The sequence below is a fragment of the Pedobacter jamesrossensis genome, assembly GCF_042650905.1.
Classification (GTDB): domain Bacteria; phylum Bacteroidota; class Bacteroidia; order Sphingobacteriales; family Sphingobacteriaceae; genus Pedobacter; species Pedobacter jamesrossensis.
Map to the genome: position 1 here is coordinate 80,539 of NZ_JBHSBY010000031.1, position 18,619 is coordinate 99,157.

The 18,619-nt window shown below is 41.5% G+C and carries 12 protein-coding genes; 10 read left to right on the top strand and 2 right to left on the bottom strand.

The genetic code is table 11. The features are described from left to right. Positions 1-107 precede the first annotated feature (107 nt). The 8 genes from ACFOUY_RS06225 to ACFOUY_RS06260 all read left to right on the top strand — a co-directional run bounded on the left by ACFOUY_RS06225 (position 108) and on the right by ACFOUY_RS06260 (position 14,189). Positions 108-3,134 carry a SusC/RagA family TonB-linked outer membrane protein gene (locus ACFOUY_RS06225; protein ID WP_378959610.1) on the top strand — a complete coding sequence of 1,009 codons (3,027 nt, stop codon included), beginning with the start codon at positions 108-110 and terminating at the stop codon, positions 3,132-3,134. A gap of 10 nt (positions 3,135-3,144) precedes the next feature. Then, the gene (locus tag ACFOUY_RS06230) at positions 3,145-4,737 is read left to right on the top strand and encodes a RagB/SusD family nutrient uptake outer membrane protein (RefSeq protein WP_378959611.1); all 1,593 of its coding nucleotides are present in this window, start codon (positions 3,145-3,147) and stop codon (positions 4,735-4,737) included. Between the two features lie 14 nt (positions 4,738-4,751). Beyond that, a complete protein-coding gene (locus ACFOUY_RS06235; RefSeq protein ID WP_378959612.1) occupies positions 4,752-6,740 on the top strand; it encodes a beta-L-arabinofuranosidase domain-containing protein in 1,989 nt (662 codons plus the stop codon). 376 nt (positions 6,741-7,116) lie between these two features. Next, positions 7,117-9,597 (top strand): beta-L-arabinofuranosidase domain-containing protein, encoded by a 2,481-nt coding sequence (locus ACFOUY_RS06240; protein ID WP_378959613.1) that lies wholly within the window; start codon positions 7,117-7,119, stop codon positions 9,595-9,597. Positions 9,598-9,982: 385 nt separating this feature from the next. Beyond that, positions 9,983-10,801, top strand: coding sequence for an SDR family NAD(P)-dependent oxidoreductase (locus tag ACFOUY_RS06245; protein ID WP_378959614.1), 819 nt, complete (start codon positions 9,983-9,985; stop codon positions 10,799-10,801). A gap of 50 nt (positions 10,802-10,851) precedes the next feature. Beyond that, the gene (locus ACFOUY_RS06250) at positions 10,852-11,745 is read left to right on the top strand and encodes a helix-turn-helix domain-containing protein (RefSeq protein WP_378959615.1); all 894 of its coding nucleotides are present in this window, start codon (positions 10,852-10,854) and stop codon (positions 11,743-11,745) included. 87 nt (positions 11,746-11,832) lie between these two features. Beyond that, positions 11,833-12,921: a putative phage abortive infection protein gene (locus ACFOUY_RS06255; RefSeq protein ID WP_378959616.1), complete on the top strand. Its 1,089-nt coding sequence runs from the start codon at positions 11,833-11,835 to the stop codon at positions 12,919-12,921. Between the two features lie 350 nt (positions 12,922-13,271). Further along, a complete protein-coding gene (locus ACFOUY_RS06260) occupies positions 13,272-14,189 on the top strand; it encodes a YncE family protein (RefSeq protein WP_378959617.1) in 918 nt (305 codons plus the stop codon). Positions 14,190-14,309: 120 nt separating this feature from the next. Here ACFOUY_RS06260 and ACFOUY_RS06265 read toward each other — a convergent pair whose 3' ends face one another. After that, entirely contained in the window at positions 14,310-15,233 is a 924-nt protein-coding gene (locus ACFOUY_RS06265; RefSeq protein ID WP_378959618.1) for a helix-turn-helix domain-containing protein, read from the bottom strand. Between the two features lie 138 nt (positions 15,234-15,371). Beyond that, a complete protein-coding gene (locus ACFOUY_RS06270) occupies positions 15,372-15,911 on the bottom strand; it encodes a nuclear transport factor 2 family protein (protein ID WP_378959619.1) in 540 nt (179 codons plus the stop codon). Positions 15,912-16,315: 404 nt separating this feature from the next. On the opposite strand from ACFOUY_RS06270, the gene ACFOUY_RS06275 reads away from it, so the two are divergent. Together ACFOUY_RS06275 and ACFOUY_RS06280 are read left to right on the top strand one after the other, a co-directional pair. Next, positions 16,316-17,338, top strand: a complete 1,023-nt coding sequence (locus ACFOUY_RS06275; RefSeq protein WP_378959620.1) for a zinc-dependent alcohol dehydrogenase family protein — start codon at positions 16,316-16,318, stop codon at positions 17,336-17,338. Positions 17,339-17,413: 75 nt separating this feature from the next. Beyond that, positions 17,414-18,349, top strand: a complete 936-nt coding sequence (locus tag ACFOUY_RS06280) for an aromatic alcohol reductase (RefSeq protein WP_378959621.1) — start codon at positions 17,414-17,416, stop codon at positions 18,347-18,349. Positions 18,350-18,619 lie beyond the last annotated feature (270 nt).

The window sequence follows — 18,619 nt, forward strand, 5'->3', positions numbered from 1 at the left end:
ATTGAACGATAAGTGCCTTTAATTTGTAAGACTGCAATAGGTCCGGTCAGTTAACTGATCATTAAGACTATTGCGCATTCTAAACCTGATAACCAAATAAACCAATTATGAAAAAAAAATTACAATTTTTTTGGGCGGAATGGATTCCCAAATATAGGGTGGCTTTTGTATGGCTGGCTATCCTGATTTCGACCTGTAAGCCAGCGGAAGCCCACTTATCGTCATCCTTTTACTGGCAACAGGAGCAACTGCGTATTACCGGTAAGGTGACTGATCAGGCAGGAGTAACATTAACTGGCATAAGTATCAAAGTAAAAGGTCAAAATACAGGTGCAGTGACCGATGACAAAGGCAATTATGCAATCATTGTCAACAATGTGTCTGCCGTATTTATATTTAGCTATTTAGGTTTCACAACACAGGAAGTTGCGATCGGGGACAGACGGATCGTCAACGTCCAAATGATCGCCGCGCCTAATTCACTCAATGAGGTTGCAGTAATAGGCTATGGAACACAAAAGCGCGAACGTGTGACCAGTGCTGTTGCGACGGTTAAAGCTGAAAATTTCGCAAAGGGTGCAGTAACGGATGCCGGTCAACTGCTCCGTGGTAAGGTAGCTGGTTTAAGCGTCGTTACGCCTGACGGAAATCCTACCGGTGTCTCGCAGATTAACCTGCGTGGTATCACTACGATCGTTTCGGGCCGAGAGCCGCTTGTTTTGATCGACAACGTTCCAGGGACTTTGACAACCGTTGCCCCTGAAGACATTGAATCGATCGATGTTCTAAAAGATGGTTCTGCCGCAGCTATCTACGGAACGCGCGGAACAAACGGCGTAATCTTGATCACGACCAAAAAGGTCAACGGAGAAACGCCACCAACGCTGGAGATTAACAGTTACTTTACTACGCAGCGGATCACGCGCAAACTGGATTTTATGTCTCCAAGTCAGTACCGTGACCTAGTATCAATGAAAAAGATCGGTGCCTTTGATTATGGCGCAAGTACGGATTGGTTAAAAGAAGTTACACAAACCCCATTTTCACAGGTGTACAATGCCAGTCTGAAAGGCGGGTCTAATAAAACAAACTACATTGCTAATTTCAACTATCGTAGGCAGGAAGGTTTGATTAGGAAGTCTAATAATAACATCATGTATCCAAGGTTGGAGGTCAACCACCAGATGTTCGATGGAAAGTTAAAGTTTAACGTTAACCTAAACGGGTATCAGCAGGAATATTTCTCCGGGGCAGACGGGAGCGCATTTAGAACAGACGTATATCGTAACGCGCTCACCTACAACCCAACTGACCCAATTCGTGACGCGCAGGGCAACTTTACCGAACATACAGACAAGACAGATTATGCCAACCCTGTCTCTCTGCTGGAAGAGACAGACGGACTTATTCAAAACAGTAATTTCAGGACCATTGGTACAGTTACCTACAGCCCGATTAATGATCTAAAAGTTATGCTTTTAGGTTCGCGCGATCTTTTCAACAGCACCAGGGGCTATTACGAGACCAAGCAGCATTTGTCTACCCGCCGTGACCGTCGCAACGGGTACGCATCCAGAGGTACGACGCGGTCTGTTGAAGACCTCGCAGAACTGACGGCCACTTACAGCAAGGGATTCAATGATCACGACTTTACCGCTCTGGGCGGTTACAGCTGGCGACAGACGAACTACCAGGATTACTTTATGCAGAACTGGGATTTCCCGGCCGACGACTTTTCCTATAATAATATGGGTGCCGGCTTGGCCCTGGAACGTGGGGAAGCGCAGCAGAACTCATACCAGCGTGAAAACAAGTTGGTGGGCTACTTTTTTCGCCTAAACTATAGTTTTAAAAACAGGTATCTCCTTATGGCCAGTGTCAGACGGGAAGGATCATCTAAGTTTGGTACTAATTACAAATACGGTAGCTTTCCGGCAGTTTCACTAGGTTGGAACCTCATCCGTGAATCATTTTTGCGTGATAGCAAAGTCGTTAGCGCACTAAAAATCAGGGGCGGTTATGGTATTACCGGCACCGAACCTTCGGAGCCGTACATGTCGTTGGATCGATTGAACTTCAATACCCAGATTTTGATTAACGGCCAATGGATACAGGCTATAAATCCATCTACCAATGCCAATCCTAACTTACGCTGGGAAAGAAAACAGGAGACAAATCTGGGCGTTGATTTTGGGTTCCTGAATAACCGTATTACCGGTGCGATCGACCTCTATAAGCGGACAACAAAAGACCTCCTGTTAGATTACACGGTGCCGACTCCACCGTACCTGTATAATACAATTCGCGCAAATGCAGCCTCCATGGAGAACAAGGGCATCGAGGTACAGTTGAATTTCCGTGCGATAGAGCGCACTAATTTTAGCTGGAATACGACTATCAACTATTCGACAAACAGAAATAAACTCGTATCGCTATCAGATGAAAACTTTCAATTGGCCAGCGGATACTTCGATGCCGGAGACACCGGAGAGCCTATTCAACAACGCATAAGCAGGGTGCAGATCGGGCAGCCAATTGGTAACTTCTGGGGTTTTAAGTCTCTAGATATTGATCAGAACGGTTACTGGATCATTGAAGGTAAGGATGGAAAACCAAAACCGATCGCACAGCAACAGGCAGATGACAAACAAGTGATCGGCAACGGCCTGCCTAAGCATTTCCTAAACTGGAACCACTCGTTCGCTTATAAAAATTTCGACTTAAACATTATTATGCGCGGGGCTTTTGGATTTCAGATATTAAACACTTCCAGGATGTTCTACGAAGCACCTGTTATGCTCACACGCGGCAATGTGCTATCAACAGCCTACGATAATGTCTATGGCAAACGGCCTCTGGCAGACAACCAGTCGTTGAACTATGTCAGCTATTACATCGAAAATGGTGATTATTGGAAAATCGATAATATCACTTTTGGCTATAACTTAAAGTTAAAGAATACGCCTGTTAAATCGATGCGATTGTATCTGTCTGGTTCCAATATTGCGACCATTACTAAGTATAAAGGTATCGACCCAGAGGTTAGCATGGCGGGCCTTACGCCCGGGTTAGATAACAGAAACCGTTATCCGGCGACATCTACCTACACAATTGGTGCTATGTTGAATTTTTAAATAAAATCTCATGAAAAAGATCATAAAAACAATAACTCTGACTGCACTTGTCGGTCTAACCTTTTCCTGTAATAATAACCTCGACGAAGAGGTATTTTCGGATGTTACCCAAAAGACTTATGAATACAAAAACGCTTATCAGGCGATTGGTATCGTATACGCCAATATGCGTGGTTTGTTTGGCCATACAAACTATTACATGATCCAGGAGACCACTTCGGATGAATTGGTGATGCCCGCAAACGCTTCGGGCTGGGATGACGGTGGCATCTTCAAACGTATGCACCTGCATACCTGGAACTCCGAAAACCCCCAGCTAGCAAACATGTGGGACGCGCTGTACCGGGGCGTGACCAACGCGAACCGGGTAATTGAACAACTGGAAAAGGGGGTCGTTCCGGTGCCAACAGGTGTTACGAGGGAGCAACTGGTAGCCGAGATGAAAGTCGCCAGGGCGTTTAATTACTGGCTGATTTGCGACAACTTTGGTAACGCGCCGCTGGTTACCTCTACATCTACCGTACTTCCTTCCAAAACGAGCAGGGCAGATATCTGCAATTTTATCATCAATGACCTAAAGACGGCAATACCCTTGCTCAGTGAGGAGAATAATAAACTCTATTACGGCCGCTTTAATAAATGGGGTGCAAAGGTGCTACTGGCCAATGTTTATTTAAATAGTGCAGTATACACCGGTCAGGCGAAGTGGGCTGAATGCGAAAAAGAATGTGATGATATCATCGCCTCCGGTAAGTATAAGCTGGAGACAGATTACCGAAAGGCCTTCACAACGGTAAACGAAAACTCTCCGGAGATTATTTTTGCGGTACCCTTTGACGAGAACGTAGCGGGCGGATTTTTCCCGGAAATGTTCTCTTGGCATGGCGCACTAAAAGACAAAGTACTCCTGCAAGCCTCACCTTGGGGAGCGGGTTCAGCTAAGGGCGTTCCACAATTTATCGACACTTACGATCCAGATGATCAACGCTTAGCCAATACATGGTTGATGGGACCCCAATTTGCTGCTAACGGAACTACCGTACTTGTCGGTTCTTATGATCAGGATAAAAAACCACTTATATTTACTAAAGCTTTACCTGATGGCTTGTTTACTGGTGAAGCAGAGGGTTACCGTATGAATAAATTCGATGTGAGAACAGGAAGTCGCTATGATTTGGGAAATGACTTTCCGTATTTTCGATATGCCCAGGTGCTGCTTATGAAAGCAGAATGCCAATTGAGAAGTGGTAACGCATCCGGAGCGGCGCTGTTGGTTACTCAAGTGCGCACTCGCAGCTTTAGCAACGCCTCTAAAGCAACGGTGACTGGTGCCGAACTGTCACAAAACACAAAATACCAATACGGCTTTGTAGAGAATTATGTGGTAACCAACCCAGGTAACACCCAACCGGTTCAATTTGGTCGTTTCCATGACGAATTAGGCTGGGAGTTTGCCTGGGAAGGCCATCGTCGCCGTGATAACATCAGGTTTGGCGTGTTCACCAGCAAAAGTTGGTTGTCGCACAAACCAACAGGTGATGATAGGTCAACATTCATGATACCGCAATCTGTGATCAACTCAAATCCAAAATTAAGTAACTAAATACATATATATCTATGAGGTTTCAGATCCTTTTACTATCCGCACTTCTTTTAAGTACGATAACAGTAGCTGCCCAAACCAATGCACCAGCTACCAACCCCTACCAAGAGCTACCACTTGGAACGATCAAACCGCATGGCTGGCTTCGCGAGATGCTCGTTCGTCAAAAAACTGGCTCTACTGGCAACTTAGAGCAGTTGTACCCGGCCGTTATGGGTAAGAGGAATGGTTGGCTGGGTGGCGATGGTGATCAGTGGGAACGCGGCCCATACTGGCTAGATGGTTTATTGCCATTAGCGTATATACTTAATGATAAAGAGCTCATAGCAAAGGTAAAACCTTGGATTGAGTGGTCAATCGCTAGCCAGCGTGCTGACGGATATTTCGGGCCTTCTAAAGATTATGAGCCCGAAAATGGTCTACAGCGTGATAACGCGCAGGACTGGTGGCCAAAAATGGTCATGCTTAAAGTGCTGAAACAATATTATTCAGCAACTGGCGATAAGCGGATTATCAAGTTGATGACGAACTACTTTCGGTATCAGCTGAAGGAGCTGCCAAACAAACCGCTTGACAATTGGACATTCTGGGCTCGTTACAGAGGAGGTGATAATCTTATGTTAGTGTATTGGTTACATGGTATTACAAAAGACGGCTTTCTGCTTGAACTGGGTGACCTCATCCATAAACAGACATTTGATTATACAAAGGCATTTGCCAACTCGCCGATGCTGTCTACTAAAGCTAGTATACATTGTGTTAACCTTGCTCAGGGATTTAAAGAGCCGATCATTTATTACCAGCACCATCGTGAACAAAAATATCTGGATGCAACTCAAAAAGGATTAGATGACCTTATCAAGTTCAACGGGATGGCTCATGGATTATATGGCGGAGATGAAGCACTTCATGGCAATAACCCCACACAGGGATCAGAGTTGTGCTCTGCGGTAGAGATGATGTTTTCATTAGAAAGTATGTTGGAAATTACCGGAAATATCCGGTTCGCTGATCAACTGGAAAAAATCACCTTTAATGCCCTACCCGCCCAGGCGTCCGATGATTTCGTTACGCATCAATATTTTCAGCAGGCAAACCAGGTGCTCGCCACCCGTAAGACAAGAAACTTCGAGGTAAATCATCATGGTACTGACCTGTGTTATGGCGTACTTACGGGCTTCCCTTGCTGTACATCTAACATGCATCAGGGATGGCCCAAATTTGTGCAAAACTTGTTCTATGCCACGGCTGACAAAGGTATTGCCGCGCTTGTTTATTCTCCTGCTGAAGTGAGTTTGAATGTTTCTGGCAATGTTCCGGTAACTGTTGTGGAAGAAACTGAGTACCCTTTCAATGAAACCGTTCGGTTTAAAATGCAGATCGGCAGCAAATCCGGAGTTGAATTTCCGTTTCATTTAAGGATACCAGCATGGTGCAAAAAGGCTACTATAAAGATCAATGGGGAGGCATTTAGTGAAGAAGTTGGTAACAAGGTCGTTAAAGTAGCCAGGCGATGGAAAAATGGAGATGTTTTGGAGCTGGTCTTACCAATGCATATCTATAAGAATAATTGGTACGAAAACTCGGTATCGATCGAGCGCGGCCCGCTGGTGTACGGGCTTAAGATCGGGGAAGACAAACAACTCGTGAAAAACGAGAAGGATCCGCAGGAATATGGCCCTGACTATTTTGAGATCAAGCCAACTACGCCATGGAATTATGGGCTCACCAATGTGAGAAACGATAAGCTGGCAGAGAACTTTAAAGTTGAAAAGAGCAACGGACAACTGGCGGAATACCCGTGGAACCAGGAAAACGCACCTATCAAGATAACGACTAACGCTAGACGGATACCGTCGTGGCAAGTTTATAATGAAATGGCCGGACCAGTACCGTTCAGTACTATTTTTCAATTCGAAACCGAAAAGCACATGGAAGAAATAACTTTGATACCTTATGGCTGTACACAATTGAGAATTTCACAATTCCCGGTAATCAGGTAATTGCTTAACTAATTCAACGTATTGTACCTAATGGTCTTTGAAATTTGTATAGTGTAAGCTCTTTGTTCAACAGCTACAGGTGGACACCAAGTTTGTTGTGTGGCTTTAATTAAGAACACCTTTGTGATAATATAACATGAGGCAGGCACCTTTATAATATGGTTGCCTGCCTTTATTTGAAAGTTATGACCATACTAAAAAAGTTTCTATTGAATAAACTGTTGACTACTAATTAGACTTTGCAAAAGCGCATTTATAGCCGACTTAATTAATGAATTAATTACGCTCAATTGAGAGCGGTAAAGATATATAACAAATAAATATGATAACCAGGTATATAGTGCGCTTAGCCGCATGTTCAATGTTGACCTTTGCTATGGGTAACGCAGCAGTTGCACAACAAAAAAAATCAACCTTGTATAGCTTTAATAAAGCGCCACTAAAACAGGATGTATACGTTCAACTGCCGCTGGGAAGCATTAAGGCAAAAGGCTGGTTGCTAAAGCAACTTGAACTGCAAAAAGATGGTTTTACAGGAAATGCAGAAGAGCTCTATCCAGGAAAGAATGATCTTGGAAAAGACGCAGACTGGCTGGGTGGTAGTGGGAACAGCTGGGAAAAAGCACCATATTACTTAAAAGGGCTCGTTGCCTTGGCCTACACCTTAGATAATGATACATTGAAAGCCAAGGCTCAAAAATGGATGAATTACACATTGGATCATCAACAGGAAAGTGGTCTGTTCGGACCGGTAAAAATGAAAGACTGGTGGCCAAGAATGCCTTTTATGTATGCGCTACAAAGCTATTATGAAGCGACAAACGATGCAAGAGTTATCCCGTTTTTGTCAAAGTATCTGAAATATGAACTTGCCAATCTCGATCAGGATCCATTAAAGGAATGGGGCAAATCCAGGGCAGGTGACAACATAGAAATTGCTTTGTGGGTATATAATAAAACTGGAGAAAAGTTTTTACTTCAGCTCGCGGAAAAACTAAAAAACCAATCTTACCCATGGGCGGATATTTTTAATAGAAATCAGTTCGATTATTTCGGCAACGATTACCAGCCAAAGCATATGGTCAATGTAGCCCAGGCATTGAAATTTCCCGCTATATACTCGCAGATCAATCAATCAGCTTATTATACTGATGCTTTAGAAAACGGGATAAGCCACCTTTTGGAACATAACGGCCAGCCACATGGCCTTGCATCAGGCACCGAAAGATTGTCAGGGAAAAGCTCTGTACAAGGTGTTGAAACCTGTACCGTTGTAGAATGGATGCAAAGTCTGGAGACTGCATCAAGAATACTTCATGATGTCCAAATAGGCGATCAACTTGAAAAAGTAGCATTTAACGCCCTACCTGCCCAATACAGTAAAGACTTAAAACAACACACCTACTATACGCTACCTAATCAGGTAATCAGTGTGCGGGGTCCGCATGGGTTTAACCAGGATTATGGAAACGGTATAGTTCCCGGCCCATACTCGGGCTTTCCTTGTTGCAGATACAACATGCATATGGGATGGCCTTATTTTGTTAAAAACAGCTGGGCAGCTACACCTGATGGCGGTCTGTCTGTTATTACTTACGGACCAATGACCGTAACAGCAAGAGTGGCTCAAGACGTGCAGGTAACAATTGATGAGGAGACCGGTTATCCGTTCGAGGAGCAGATAAAGATGAATGTTAAATTGAATAGACCCACATACTTTCCGTTAAGATTTAGAATTCCGTCATGGTGTATTAAGCCTGTAGTTAAAATCAACGGGCAACTAGTCTCTGGGGTGAAACGCGGTGAGCAGTTACTAATAAAAAGAAAATGGAGCAACAGGGACCAAATCGTGCTTGAGTTTCCTATGCACCTTAAAACCGAGCAACAAGTTAATAACGGCATAAGTATTGAAAGGGGACCGTTAGTATTCGCATTAAAGATCGACGAAGAGAAAAAAAATATAAAAGAATTCTCAGTAAAAGGTTTCTATGAAACTGAGATTACTCCAAACTCCCCCTGGAATTATGGCTTATTGACGGAAAGTGGCGACATTAATAAAAACGTCACATTAGTAAGATCCTCAATACCAGAAAACCCTTTTGTTCAAGAACAAGCACCCTTAAAGCTTAAAATGAAGGCAAAGTTGATCCCTTCTTGGACGCTGGATTATAAAGGCACCGCGGCATTTGATGTTCCTTTTAGCCCAGTACTTTCGAATGAAAAAACGGAGGAGGTTACCTTAGTTCCTTTTGGGGCAACGAACTTGCGCGTTAGTATATTTCCAACAATCGGAATGCCGAAATATACAGATATGAACTATCTGGAAAACTTTGATCACAATACTTCAAAAGGACTGGTGGTATACGGAGGTGCATGGTATTATAAAGATAATGCCATCCATTCTGCTCCTAATGAAGATGGCCGTTCAGGCCCTGGTATAAAAGCAATTGCAACAGCCACTAAATTTGCTGATTTTATATACAGTGCTAACATATCGATAAGTACAGCAGGCGATGCCGGTTTATTATTCAGAGTAACAGAGCCGGCAATAGGATCAGAAGCATACAAGGGCTACTATGTTGGCCTGAATGCTAAGGCAGGCACACTAACGTTTGGAAAGTCAAGTAATAACCAATGGAAAGCAATCTCTTCCTCCAATTATCCGTTAGAAATGAACAAAATTTATAACGTTTCAATTAAAGCTGTCGGCGACAGCTTTGAAGTGTACGTTAATAACAGTAACAAGCCGGTTATCACCGCTACCGACAATGAATTTAAAGTTGGTAGCGTAGGTTTAAGGGCTTATAACGCCTTAGTAATTGTAGATGATCTTAACGTACGGGCTTTCACAAAGTAAAATAAAATCCGGTATCAACCTTAAATAGGTTCATATAACAAATTGGTTAAACAATATCTCTAAGGCAGTAAATTAATAATCGAATTAATAATTACCAATGAAAATACGCTTCCGCTAGCACACTGTCGCAATAGTACGATTTTTTGTTGCTGATCTGTTACTAAAATTCCATTACTTACTGACTATCAAGGCCTCAGTACTTTCTATTCCGAATGCTTGTCTTAGGCGTAGAAGCTAAAAAGATCGAGTGTAGTTTAGTGAATAGTTTACAAACGGTTTAAATATCGATTCGGCCGTAAAAGTGTATCAGCAGTCCCGACATTTGTATAAATTATTGTGTTCATGGTTATGGACTTTTGTCATATAACTTTTTAACAAAGAAATCATGTCAAAGAAAATCTTAATAACCGGGGCCTCAAGAGGTTTTGGAAAATTGTGGGCACAAGGCCTTTTAAATAATGGTCACCAGGTAGCTGTAACTGCTAGAAATGTAAACGACCTTGATGATCTGGTTCATCAATATGGGGATTCGGTTTTTCCCTTACAGCTAGATGTAAACGACCGGGACGCTTGTTTCTTAGCCATCAACAAAGTTCATGAGCATTTTGGAGCAATAGATGTATTGGTAAATAACGCAGGTTATGGTCTGTTCGGTGCCATTGAAGAAACCACAGAAGCACAGGCCCGCATGCAAATAGAGACGAACTTTTTTGGGCTGCTTTGGCTAACCCAGGCCGTCCTGCCAGTAATGAGGGCTCAAAAAAGCGGTCACATCGTGCAGGTTTCAAGCATATTAGGCTTAGTTACTTTGCCGGTGCTCGGGCTATATAATGCCTCTAAATTTGCTGTAGAAGGCTTAAGTGAAACCTTGGCCAGCGAAGTGAAAGATTTTGGGATTAATGTTACCATGATCGAGCCAAACGGATTTTCCACCGATTGGTCAGGCGCCTCCTCTGTTCAGACCGACGCTTCGGAAACCTATGAGCCCCTCAAAAAAGCCTTTAATGAAAGTCTAACCCCTGATATCTGGGGCAAGCCGGAAGCTACAGTTAAAGCAGTGGTCAATATGATCGAAAGCGAAAGCCCACCATTGCGCTTATTGCTGGGGAAAATGGCTCACCCATTTATCACCAGTGTTTATGAGCAACGCGTGAAGAGTTGGAACGATTTTAAAGAAATTTCCGATGCAGCACACGGAGCGTAAATCGGAGATAATATCAATCGATAAGCATTAAATTAAACTACCTTTAGGATATGAAACACTATAAAAGCCTAAGTGGATTATACCGTGAAAACGGTTTCCCTCCGCCAGAGCATCCTTTGATCAGCTTATATCAATGTAAGCGTACATGCCTGCTCGGCAACAGGGAATTCACCGGTGACTTCTATATTATCGGTTTCAAAAAACTAAAATCAGGTATTATTAAGTATGGACGCACTCGCTATGATCACGAGTGCGGCTCCATGCTTTTTATAAGGCCACGACAGGTGATTGAAATGAGCGAATTAGAACTCGAGGAAGCCGGTTTTTTGATATTCTTTCACGAAGACTTTCTTGTTGGTCACCCGTTGCATGAAGAAATAAAGAACTATCATTTTTTCGAGTATGAAACAAACGAAGCCCTGCACCTTTCTCCGAAAGAAGAACAGATGGTCTGGGAGTTGTACCGCATCCTGGAAAATGAATATCATAATAATCCTGACGAGTTTAGCCGCGAACTGATGTTGGCGAATGTTGATTCCATGCTTAAATATGCAAAGCGCTTTTATAAACGACAGTTCGTTAATCGAGAAGCACTTGCGGGAAAAATGGTTACCCGTTTTCGGGATGAACTCAATTTGTATTTTTCCAATGGTTCTCTTCAAACCAAGGGGCTGCCCTCTGTTCATAATATAGCCGAAATGCTCAATATTTCTCCCAGGTATCTCAGTGATCTTTTAAAGCAGGAATGCGGTAAAACAGCTTTGGAACTGATACATATTCAGTTAATTCTGGAAGCTAAAAACAGGCTTAAAAGATCGGAACGCCAGTCTGTCGCAGAAATTGCATACAGCCTGGGTTTCGAAAATTTGCCCTATTTTTCAAGGCTTTTTAAAAGAGAGGCCGGATTAAGCCCGGTTCAGTTCCGAAAGCTATTTCTCAACTAGGTATTGAGGATCTTACTGGAATACCCTGATTACCAGCCCACCTTCTCCATCAAAGAATAGTATTCTTCATAAGATAAAAATCATATAATGTCAGAAAAAGTTAAAAAGATCAATTATAAAAGACTGAGAAATCGGTCAGTTTTCCTGAATGTCCTATACAGGATTCTACTGTATGGAACGCTCGGTGTCTTCTCAGCCTTTATGCTTCCGTATCTTTTCTTTCACTTTAAAGAGCAAAGCACACTATCTGCCAATTTGGAACGCGAGTATAACAGATACGCTGAAAATAGCCGTATTAAAAAGGTTGACCCGTACAGTAATAAACCTCTGTTATCAACTAACTTTATAACGATCTCTAACAGTCTGACAAGCAGCATCAATAGCAAGGCTACGATGATCACGACAAGCTTGAGCGTCCTGCTGGTTGTTATTACAATACTGTTTAATATTAAGAGCGCACGTAAAAATGGGTTTAAAAGTACTTTTTTCGAATTTCTAAAAATCCATCGCAATAATGTTGATCAAATTCAAACCAAAGGAAAAACGGGACATGACGCCTTTATTGCGATGTACGAGGAGCTTATGGAAGTTATTCCTCTGGTACAAAGTGCGAATTTAGCAATAGGCCCTAAACAGGTATATGAGATCGCTTATCTCTCCTTTTTCTGGGGAGTTGGCCCGTCATCATCTGCGATATTAAAGGATTATTTGGCAAACCGATATAATTTTACCGAAGAAGCATTAGATTATTTTATTACATACCTGCAAAACTGTAAAGTTGAGCGCGATGAACAGATCGGAAAACAGAAAAATGGTAATCTGAGTGAAAAAAATGTTGTTTGCCTGTTGGATGGTCATCAGTCCGACCTTGGACACTATTTCAGGCACCTTTATCAAACAGTTACCTTTATTCATACTCAGCCATACATGCCATATTTTGAAAAGTATGAATATGGTAAAACCTTACGTGCGCAGTTCTCTAATCACGAATTGGCTATTTTTACGTACAATGCGAATTCGCCGCTGGGCAAAAACTGGGAACCAATGAGTGGCAGCAAAACGAGGAAATTAATAAGCTATTATGAGTTGATTAAAAATGTACCACCCAGCCTGGTCCGACATTTAAACGTTCGGCAAACCTTTCCTTCTATCACTTTTGAGGTCGATGAGCACTAATGATAAAATTAGCGTTAATAATTCGCGTCTTTCTTATACATGGGCATAAGATCGATGCTCAAAGAAGCTGGATAACTCAATAAACCTCTTATTCATTCGTCCGTCTTCAGTGCATTTCGCAAGCGCCCCTATAGCTAAGATTGGCACTAAAAACTCTTATCCCCTGGATTGTTTTTTACAGTTATTGGATTGTTTCGCGCAATGATCTTTATAAAGATTTTAGATAATCTTGTGTAAGAAATACACATAGCAGAAGTACATGTGACTAACGCAACGGCAATGCTTACGGTGTTTTAGGCCAGGCTACGAATTAAATAATCGAACTTAATATCAAACAAAAAAAGGGACGTATGAAAACAAAAAATATAATAAATATTGCTGCGGTGTTCGTGGTGCTTTTTCTGACTAATTTGAAATCCGAAGCTCAAAAAGTTGTGTTGGGTTTTTCCTCACCCGAAAGCGTAGTTTCGAACGGGAAAAGATTTTTTGTATCGAATATAGGCCCGGGTAATAATAAGGTCGGCAAAGATGGCGATGGTTTTATTTCCGAAATTTCATCAGCGGGCAAAATGAGAATAAGCCATTTTTTACCTGACACCGGTAAATTAAATTCACCGCATGGAATGGCAATAATTGGAACCACGCTGTACGTAGCCGATATAGACAGGGTGGTAGGTTATGATATTAACACCCGGGCAAAAGTGTTTGAGGTAAATATGGGTGAGTCTGCAGGTCTGTTAAATGATATCGCAAGCATTAATCGCGACCTAATTGTTGTTTCCGACACATTTAAAGATATTGTTTACGCCATAAATATCCAGACGAGAGCAATAACAGGCATAGGAAATGTTCCGGGTCCCAATGGTCTGGTTTATGATGAGACTAAGAACTTGCTATATGTTTGTACGGTAGGTCATCATAGTAATGGCGAGGGCCAAATGTATGTCAAATCTGGTTTTGGCGCTGATTCTCCTTGGGAAACAGTAGCGGGTGGACCTAAATCTGGCGTATTTGACGGGATAGAAATTTTAAATGCCGATCATTTATTATTGTCAGACTGGATAACTTATCCTTCGTTGAAAGGTCGGCTCGTTATTTATGATAAACAGCAAAATAAATATCAAAGTCTTCCTATGGGTACTGAACCGGCAGATATGTTTATTGACCATCATACAAACCTAATTTACCTACCGCAAACCGCTAAGGATCGCGTGATTATTCTAAAAGTAAGACAATTAAATCGCCGAAAAATAGCATTATTAAAATAGCCGTCTCTCGGGTCTATTTATTCGATTCCGACCTGGGAATGGGTTGTTATGCGACTTTTGTAGGTGTTGTAAATAAGTGAAGCTTAAAATGGATACGAGCCGAAGTTGCGAGCGGCAGTATTACAATATGGGATGCTGTTCTATAGGAATCTTCCTGTAGACTCTGGGACTTAGTATCTCATTCTTTTTGAAGAAATTTATGAAATGAGGAGCCTCTTCAAAGCCGAGACACCAGGCGATCTCCGAAATGTTCCAGTCCGTATGTTTTAATAAGCCCCTCGCTTCCTGGACTATTCTTTCAGCAATGAGCTGTGAGGTGGTTTTTCCGGTAATTTTCTTTAAAGACTTATTGAGGTGATTTACATGTAAACCAAGCTGGTTAGCAAATTCCAGAGGAAATCGCAGTTTCATTCTTTGTAAAGGCGATTCGATAGGGAACTGCCGTTCTAGTAATTCAACAAACATAGATGCCGCCCGCAGGCTAGCGTTTGATTCATTATATTGTTTACCTGTTGATGGCTGCATTTTTAGTGCGCAAAAAATCAGTTCCAGTACCCGGTTGCGCAAAACGTCATATTTATAGGTAAAATCAGACTCGATTTCTTCAAACATCTTTGAAAAAATGTCATTGATCTCATCTGCCTGTTCTGTAGAAAGCTCAAAGAGTGGCGTATTCCCTAATTTAAATACAGGATAGTCCTTAATATGAACTGACGCGTTGAAAAAATCATCGTAAAAAACACAAAAAACACCTGACTGCTCATTACCCACATGCTCCCAGGAATAAGGAACATATGGATTAGAAAAAAGCAAGCCGGTTTTTTTTATTTCCAAAGACTGATCCGCATAAAACAGCTTTGTATTTCCATTAATCAAACTGATCTTATAATATCCTTTTCGATTATAGATATTACAGTTAACTGTTTTTCCGCCGCTATCTTTTAATGAAAATATATTGAACTGCCCAATATCCTTTCGCAAAGTCTCCGGCATCCAGGTAAGCTTATCAATAAGATAACTGCCGCGGTTTTGATTCTTGTTCATGTTCTTTTAGATTAGGTATTTCTGTAGATCCCCTGGTTTTATCATCCGCAGATCGTAACGGCCCTTAATTGCTATAATGCAGTAGTCCAAATTTAATAGATAAAAAATGATAAGCTGCCCATTTATTACAACACTAGTTTATTCGTAATTTAGATGCTTGTTCGGCTGGCTGATTTTCACCCTCTCCATAAGATCATTGAGAATGTAAGTGTCTAAATAAGCGGTTACTTTGATAATACGATTATTTTTTAGAGTCATATACCATACGTAAGAATTTTTATAGGGCTTGCCGTCTAATGCTATCGAATTACCTTCCCACTGAGCCACTACAAGATTTCCCTCCGCCAGGATACTGACGAGCTTCGGGGACAATCGCCTGGAAAGTTTTGCAGAAATTGGGTATACTACTTTATCCATAAGCTGCTTTTTTGAAACATACCTACCGGATACGACACCCGGCCCACTACCAGAAACGGTCCAGATTGCCTGATCATCTAACAAATCAAAAACTGAACCTGTGCCTAATTGCCATTTTTTAAATTGATTCAGGATTAACTTCTTATTTCGATCAGTTTCAGTTATTTCACTTCTACATGAATACGTAGTAATTAAACTAATTACTGCTAAAGCGATTACCGCATATTTATCAAAGCTGTGTTGGTTTTTAAATGCTTTCATTGGCGCTGCTTATTTGGTTGTTATTGATTTAAAATCTGATATAGAAACTTAATCAAAAGTATCAGTTCCAAATGCTAAAAAGTTGTAAAATTCAATCAATTTATTGCTATAAAGGTGCAAAAGTACGTGTAAGTCTGTCCTACGATTTGTGATTGTAACCGTCATTCGCAAGCATTGGTATGGTTTGATAGAGCAGTAAACAAGCTTATTTTATTGACTTGCTGATTCGGTTAGAAGGCTTATAACTAGAATACCATAGTTAGAGGTGACTCAATGCAAGTTTGACCCCGAAGCAATTTTTATTTACGGAATAATTGATTTGAGCAATTATTGAATTGATTGTCGCAACTTTCCATGTCGGAACGGCCAATATCTTTACAAAAAAATGATTGATGAAAAATAAAATGAAAGCATGGCGATTGCATGATTTCGGAATGAACAATTTTAGCATGGATATTATTTCCGTTCCTGTTCCGAATTTTAATGAGGTGTTAATTAAAGTATCTGCCGTTTCTCTTAACTATCGGGACAAAGCGATATTAGAGGGAAACTATAGCGCTGACATATTAAAGAACGGACCTTTAACGCTGGTTTCTGACGCAGTGGGTGTAATTGTAGCCATAGGGAGTGGTGTAAGAAGATTTAAAGAAGGCGACCGGGTATTAACGCATCTCCATTCAAATTGGTTAGACGATCCGAGGAAGCCAGATGAGGCAGACTTTATGTTTGGCGGCCCACTGCAGGGTGCCCTTGCTGAATTCATGGTAGCCCATGAAAACGGTTTGGTAATGTCGCCGGCGTATTTAACTGATGAAGAGGCTTGTACTTTGCCTATAGCCGCATTAACCGCCTGGTATGCGCTTAATAGCATCGGACAGTTAAAAAGGGGCAATACTGTCCTAATTCAGGGAACCGGCGGCGTTGCGCTTTTCGCGGTACAAATAGCCAAAGCAATGGGAGTAGAAGCAACTGTTATAACTAGCCAGAATACTAAAGGTGAAAAAGCACTTCAATTGGGGGCTTCCCACTATATTAATTACACGTCTGAACCAAATTGGGATGAACGGGTTTTGGAGTTGACTCATAATGAAGGTGTCGACGAAGTGTTAGAGGTGGCAGGAGGTGATTTAAATAAATCCATCAGGGCAACCAAAACATCAGGCCTGATCACATTAATTGGATTCCTTGAACATCCCGAAATTAGTTTCAATATGTTTCCGGTTATAATTAAACAGATAAACCTGCAGGGTATTTCTACAGGTCATCGAAAAGCATTTGAGGAAATGATTGACTTTTTTAACGTCCACAGGATTAATCCGGTTATTGATAGCGTTCATACCTTCGAGAATTCACCTGATGCTTTCCGGCGACTAGAAGAGGGTGCTTTTGGCAAGATCGTGATTAAAGTGAACCCTCTAAAACAATGAAGTTAAAGTTGAAGCAATATCTGAAATGTGAATGGCTTAGAGCTTTAGATTTAATTTTAACAAATAAAAGAAAAAATGGATAATACTTCAATACTGGTGTTAGGAGCTGGTGAACTTGGCATGACAGTGTTACGCAATTTGGCGCAGCATCCATCGCGTTCTTCTGTAGAAACAATTACGGTACTGCTAAAGCCATCAACAATCGAATCAAAGGACCGTGCCAAGATACGGGATATCGCCGAACTTAGGTTGCTTGGCGTGGAGATTATTCCAGGTGATCTGTCTGCTTCAGTTGCCGAACTCTCCGGTATTTTCAATCGCTTTCATACAGTTATATCCTGCACTGGATTTGTAACAGGTCGGGGGCTTCAGATTAAGTTGGTTGAGGCAATACTAACTGCCAGGGTCAAGCGCTATTTTCCCTGGCAGTTTGGCGTTGATTACGACGTTATTGGAAGAGGTAGCGCTCAGGATCTTTTTGACGAGCAACTGGACGTTCGCGATCGTTTACGGTCACAACACAAAACTGAATGGGTGATCATCTCGACCGGAATGTTCACAAGCTTTCTGTTTGAACCATCTTTTGGGGTGGTTGACTTAGCAAACAGCACCGTGCATGCACTTGGAAGTTGGAAAAATGCTGTAACAGTGACTACACCCGAGGACATTGGGAAATTGACAGCAGAGATTTGTTATTATCAGCCCCGAATAATGAATAGTGTCGTTTACACTGGTGGCGATACGATTACTTACGGTCAACTGGCTGATATTATAGCTACAATTTCAGATAATAAAGTACATAGAGTAGAATGGAGCTTACGGAAACTTAAAGCTGATCTTGTTCAGGATCCTGACGATGTAATTAAGAAATACAGGGTCGTTTTTGCTGAAGGAAATGGAGTTTCATGGGATATAGAAAAAACTTTTAACGCGCAACAAGAATTAGAAACATCAGATGTGATACACTGGGTAAACAATCACTTAATTACAAAATCTACTTTAGTTAAGTGAGCTGAAGCTAATGCTTGATAAAACGCTTTAATCTTATAAAAAGTTTGAAAGTAACCAATAAAGGAATTCTACCAACTAATTTATAACGATTGGCGACAATTCATATGAAAAGAGCAGTAAAAAAAGACAAGGTCTTGGTGATTAATATACTGGCAAAGGCTTTTGTGGAGTTGCTACATTTGACTGGAGGAATTTAGTTGTCAGATTTAACTAGAAACTTTTAAATTTGATTATATGAGCAAACGAGTATTTGATGATTCCTTCAAAAAA

What these genes read in the sequence shown, in the direction of transcription:
- ACFOUY_RS06275 (WP_378959620.1), top strand. Translation starts at nt 16,316, where the DNA reads ATGAAAGCATGGCGATTGCATGATTTCGGAATGAACAATTTTAGCATG.
- ACFOUY_RS06255 (WP_378959616.1), top strand. Translation starts at nt 11,833, where the DNA reads ATGTCAGAAAAAGTTAAAAAGATCAATTATAAAAGACTGAGAAATCGG.
- ACFOUY_RS06260 (WP_378959617.1), top strand. Translation starts at nt 13,272, where the DNA reads ATGAAAACAAAAAATATAATAAATATTGCTGCGGTGTTCGTGGTGCTT.
- ACFOUY_RS06240 (WP_378959613.1), top strand. Translation starts at nt 7,117, where the DNA reads ATGGGTAACGCAGCAGTTGCACAACAAAAAAAATCAACCTTGTATAGC.
- ACFOUY_RS06270 (WP_378959619.1), bottom strand. Translation starts at nt 15,911, where the DNA reads ATGAAAGCATTTAAAAACCAACACAGCTTTGATAAATATGCGGTAATC.
- ACFOUY_RS06230 (WP_378959611.1), top strand. Translation starts at nt 3,145, where the DNA reads ATGAAAAAGATCATAAAAACAATAACTCTGACTGCACTTGTCGGTCTA.
- ACFOUY_RS06265 (WP_378959618.1), bottom strand. Translation starts at nt 15,233, where the DNA reads ATGAACAAGAATCAAAACCGCGGCAGTTATCTTATTGATAAGCTTACC.
- ACFOUY_RS06250 (WP_378959615.1), top strand. Translation starts at nt 10,852, where the DNA reads ATGAAACACTATAAAAGCCTAAGTGGATTATACCGTGAAAACGGTTTC.
- ACFOUY_RS06245 (WP_378959614.1), top strand. Translation starts at nt 9,983, where the DNA reads ATGTCAAAGAAAATCTTAATAACCGGGGCCTCAAGAGGTTTTGGAAAA.
- ACFOUY_RS06280 (WP_378959621.1), top strand. Translation starts at nt 17,414, where the DNA reads ATGGATAATACTTCAATACTGGTGTTAGGAGCTGGTGAACTTGGCATG.
- ACFOUY_RS06235 (WP_378959612.1), top strand. Translation starts at nt 4,752, where the DNA reads ATGAGGTTTCAGATCCTTTTACTATCCGCACTTCTTTTAAGTACGATA.
- ACFOUY_RS06225 (WP_378959610.1), top strand. Translation starts at nt 108, where the DNA reads ATGAAAAAAAAATTACAATTTTTTTGGGCGGAATGGATTCCCAAATAT.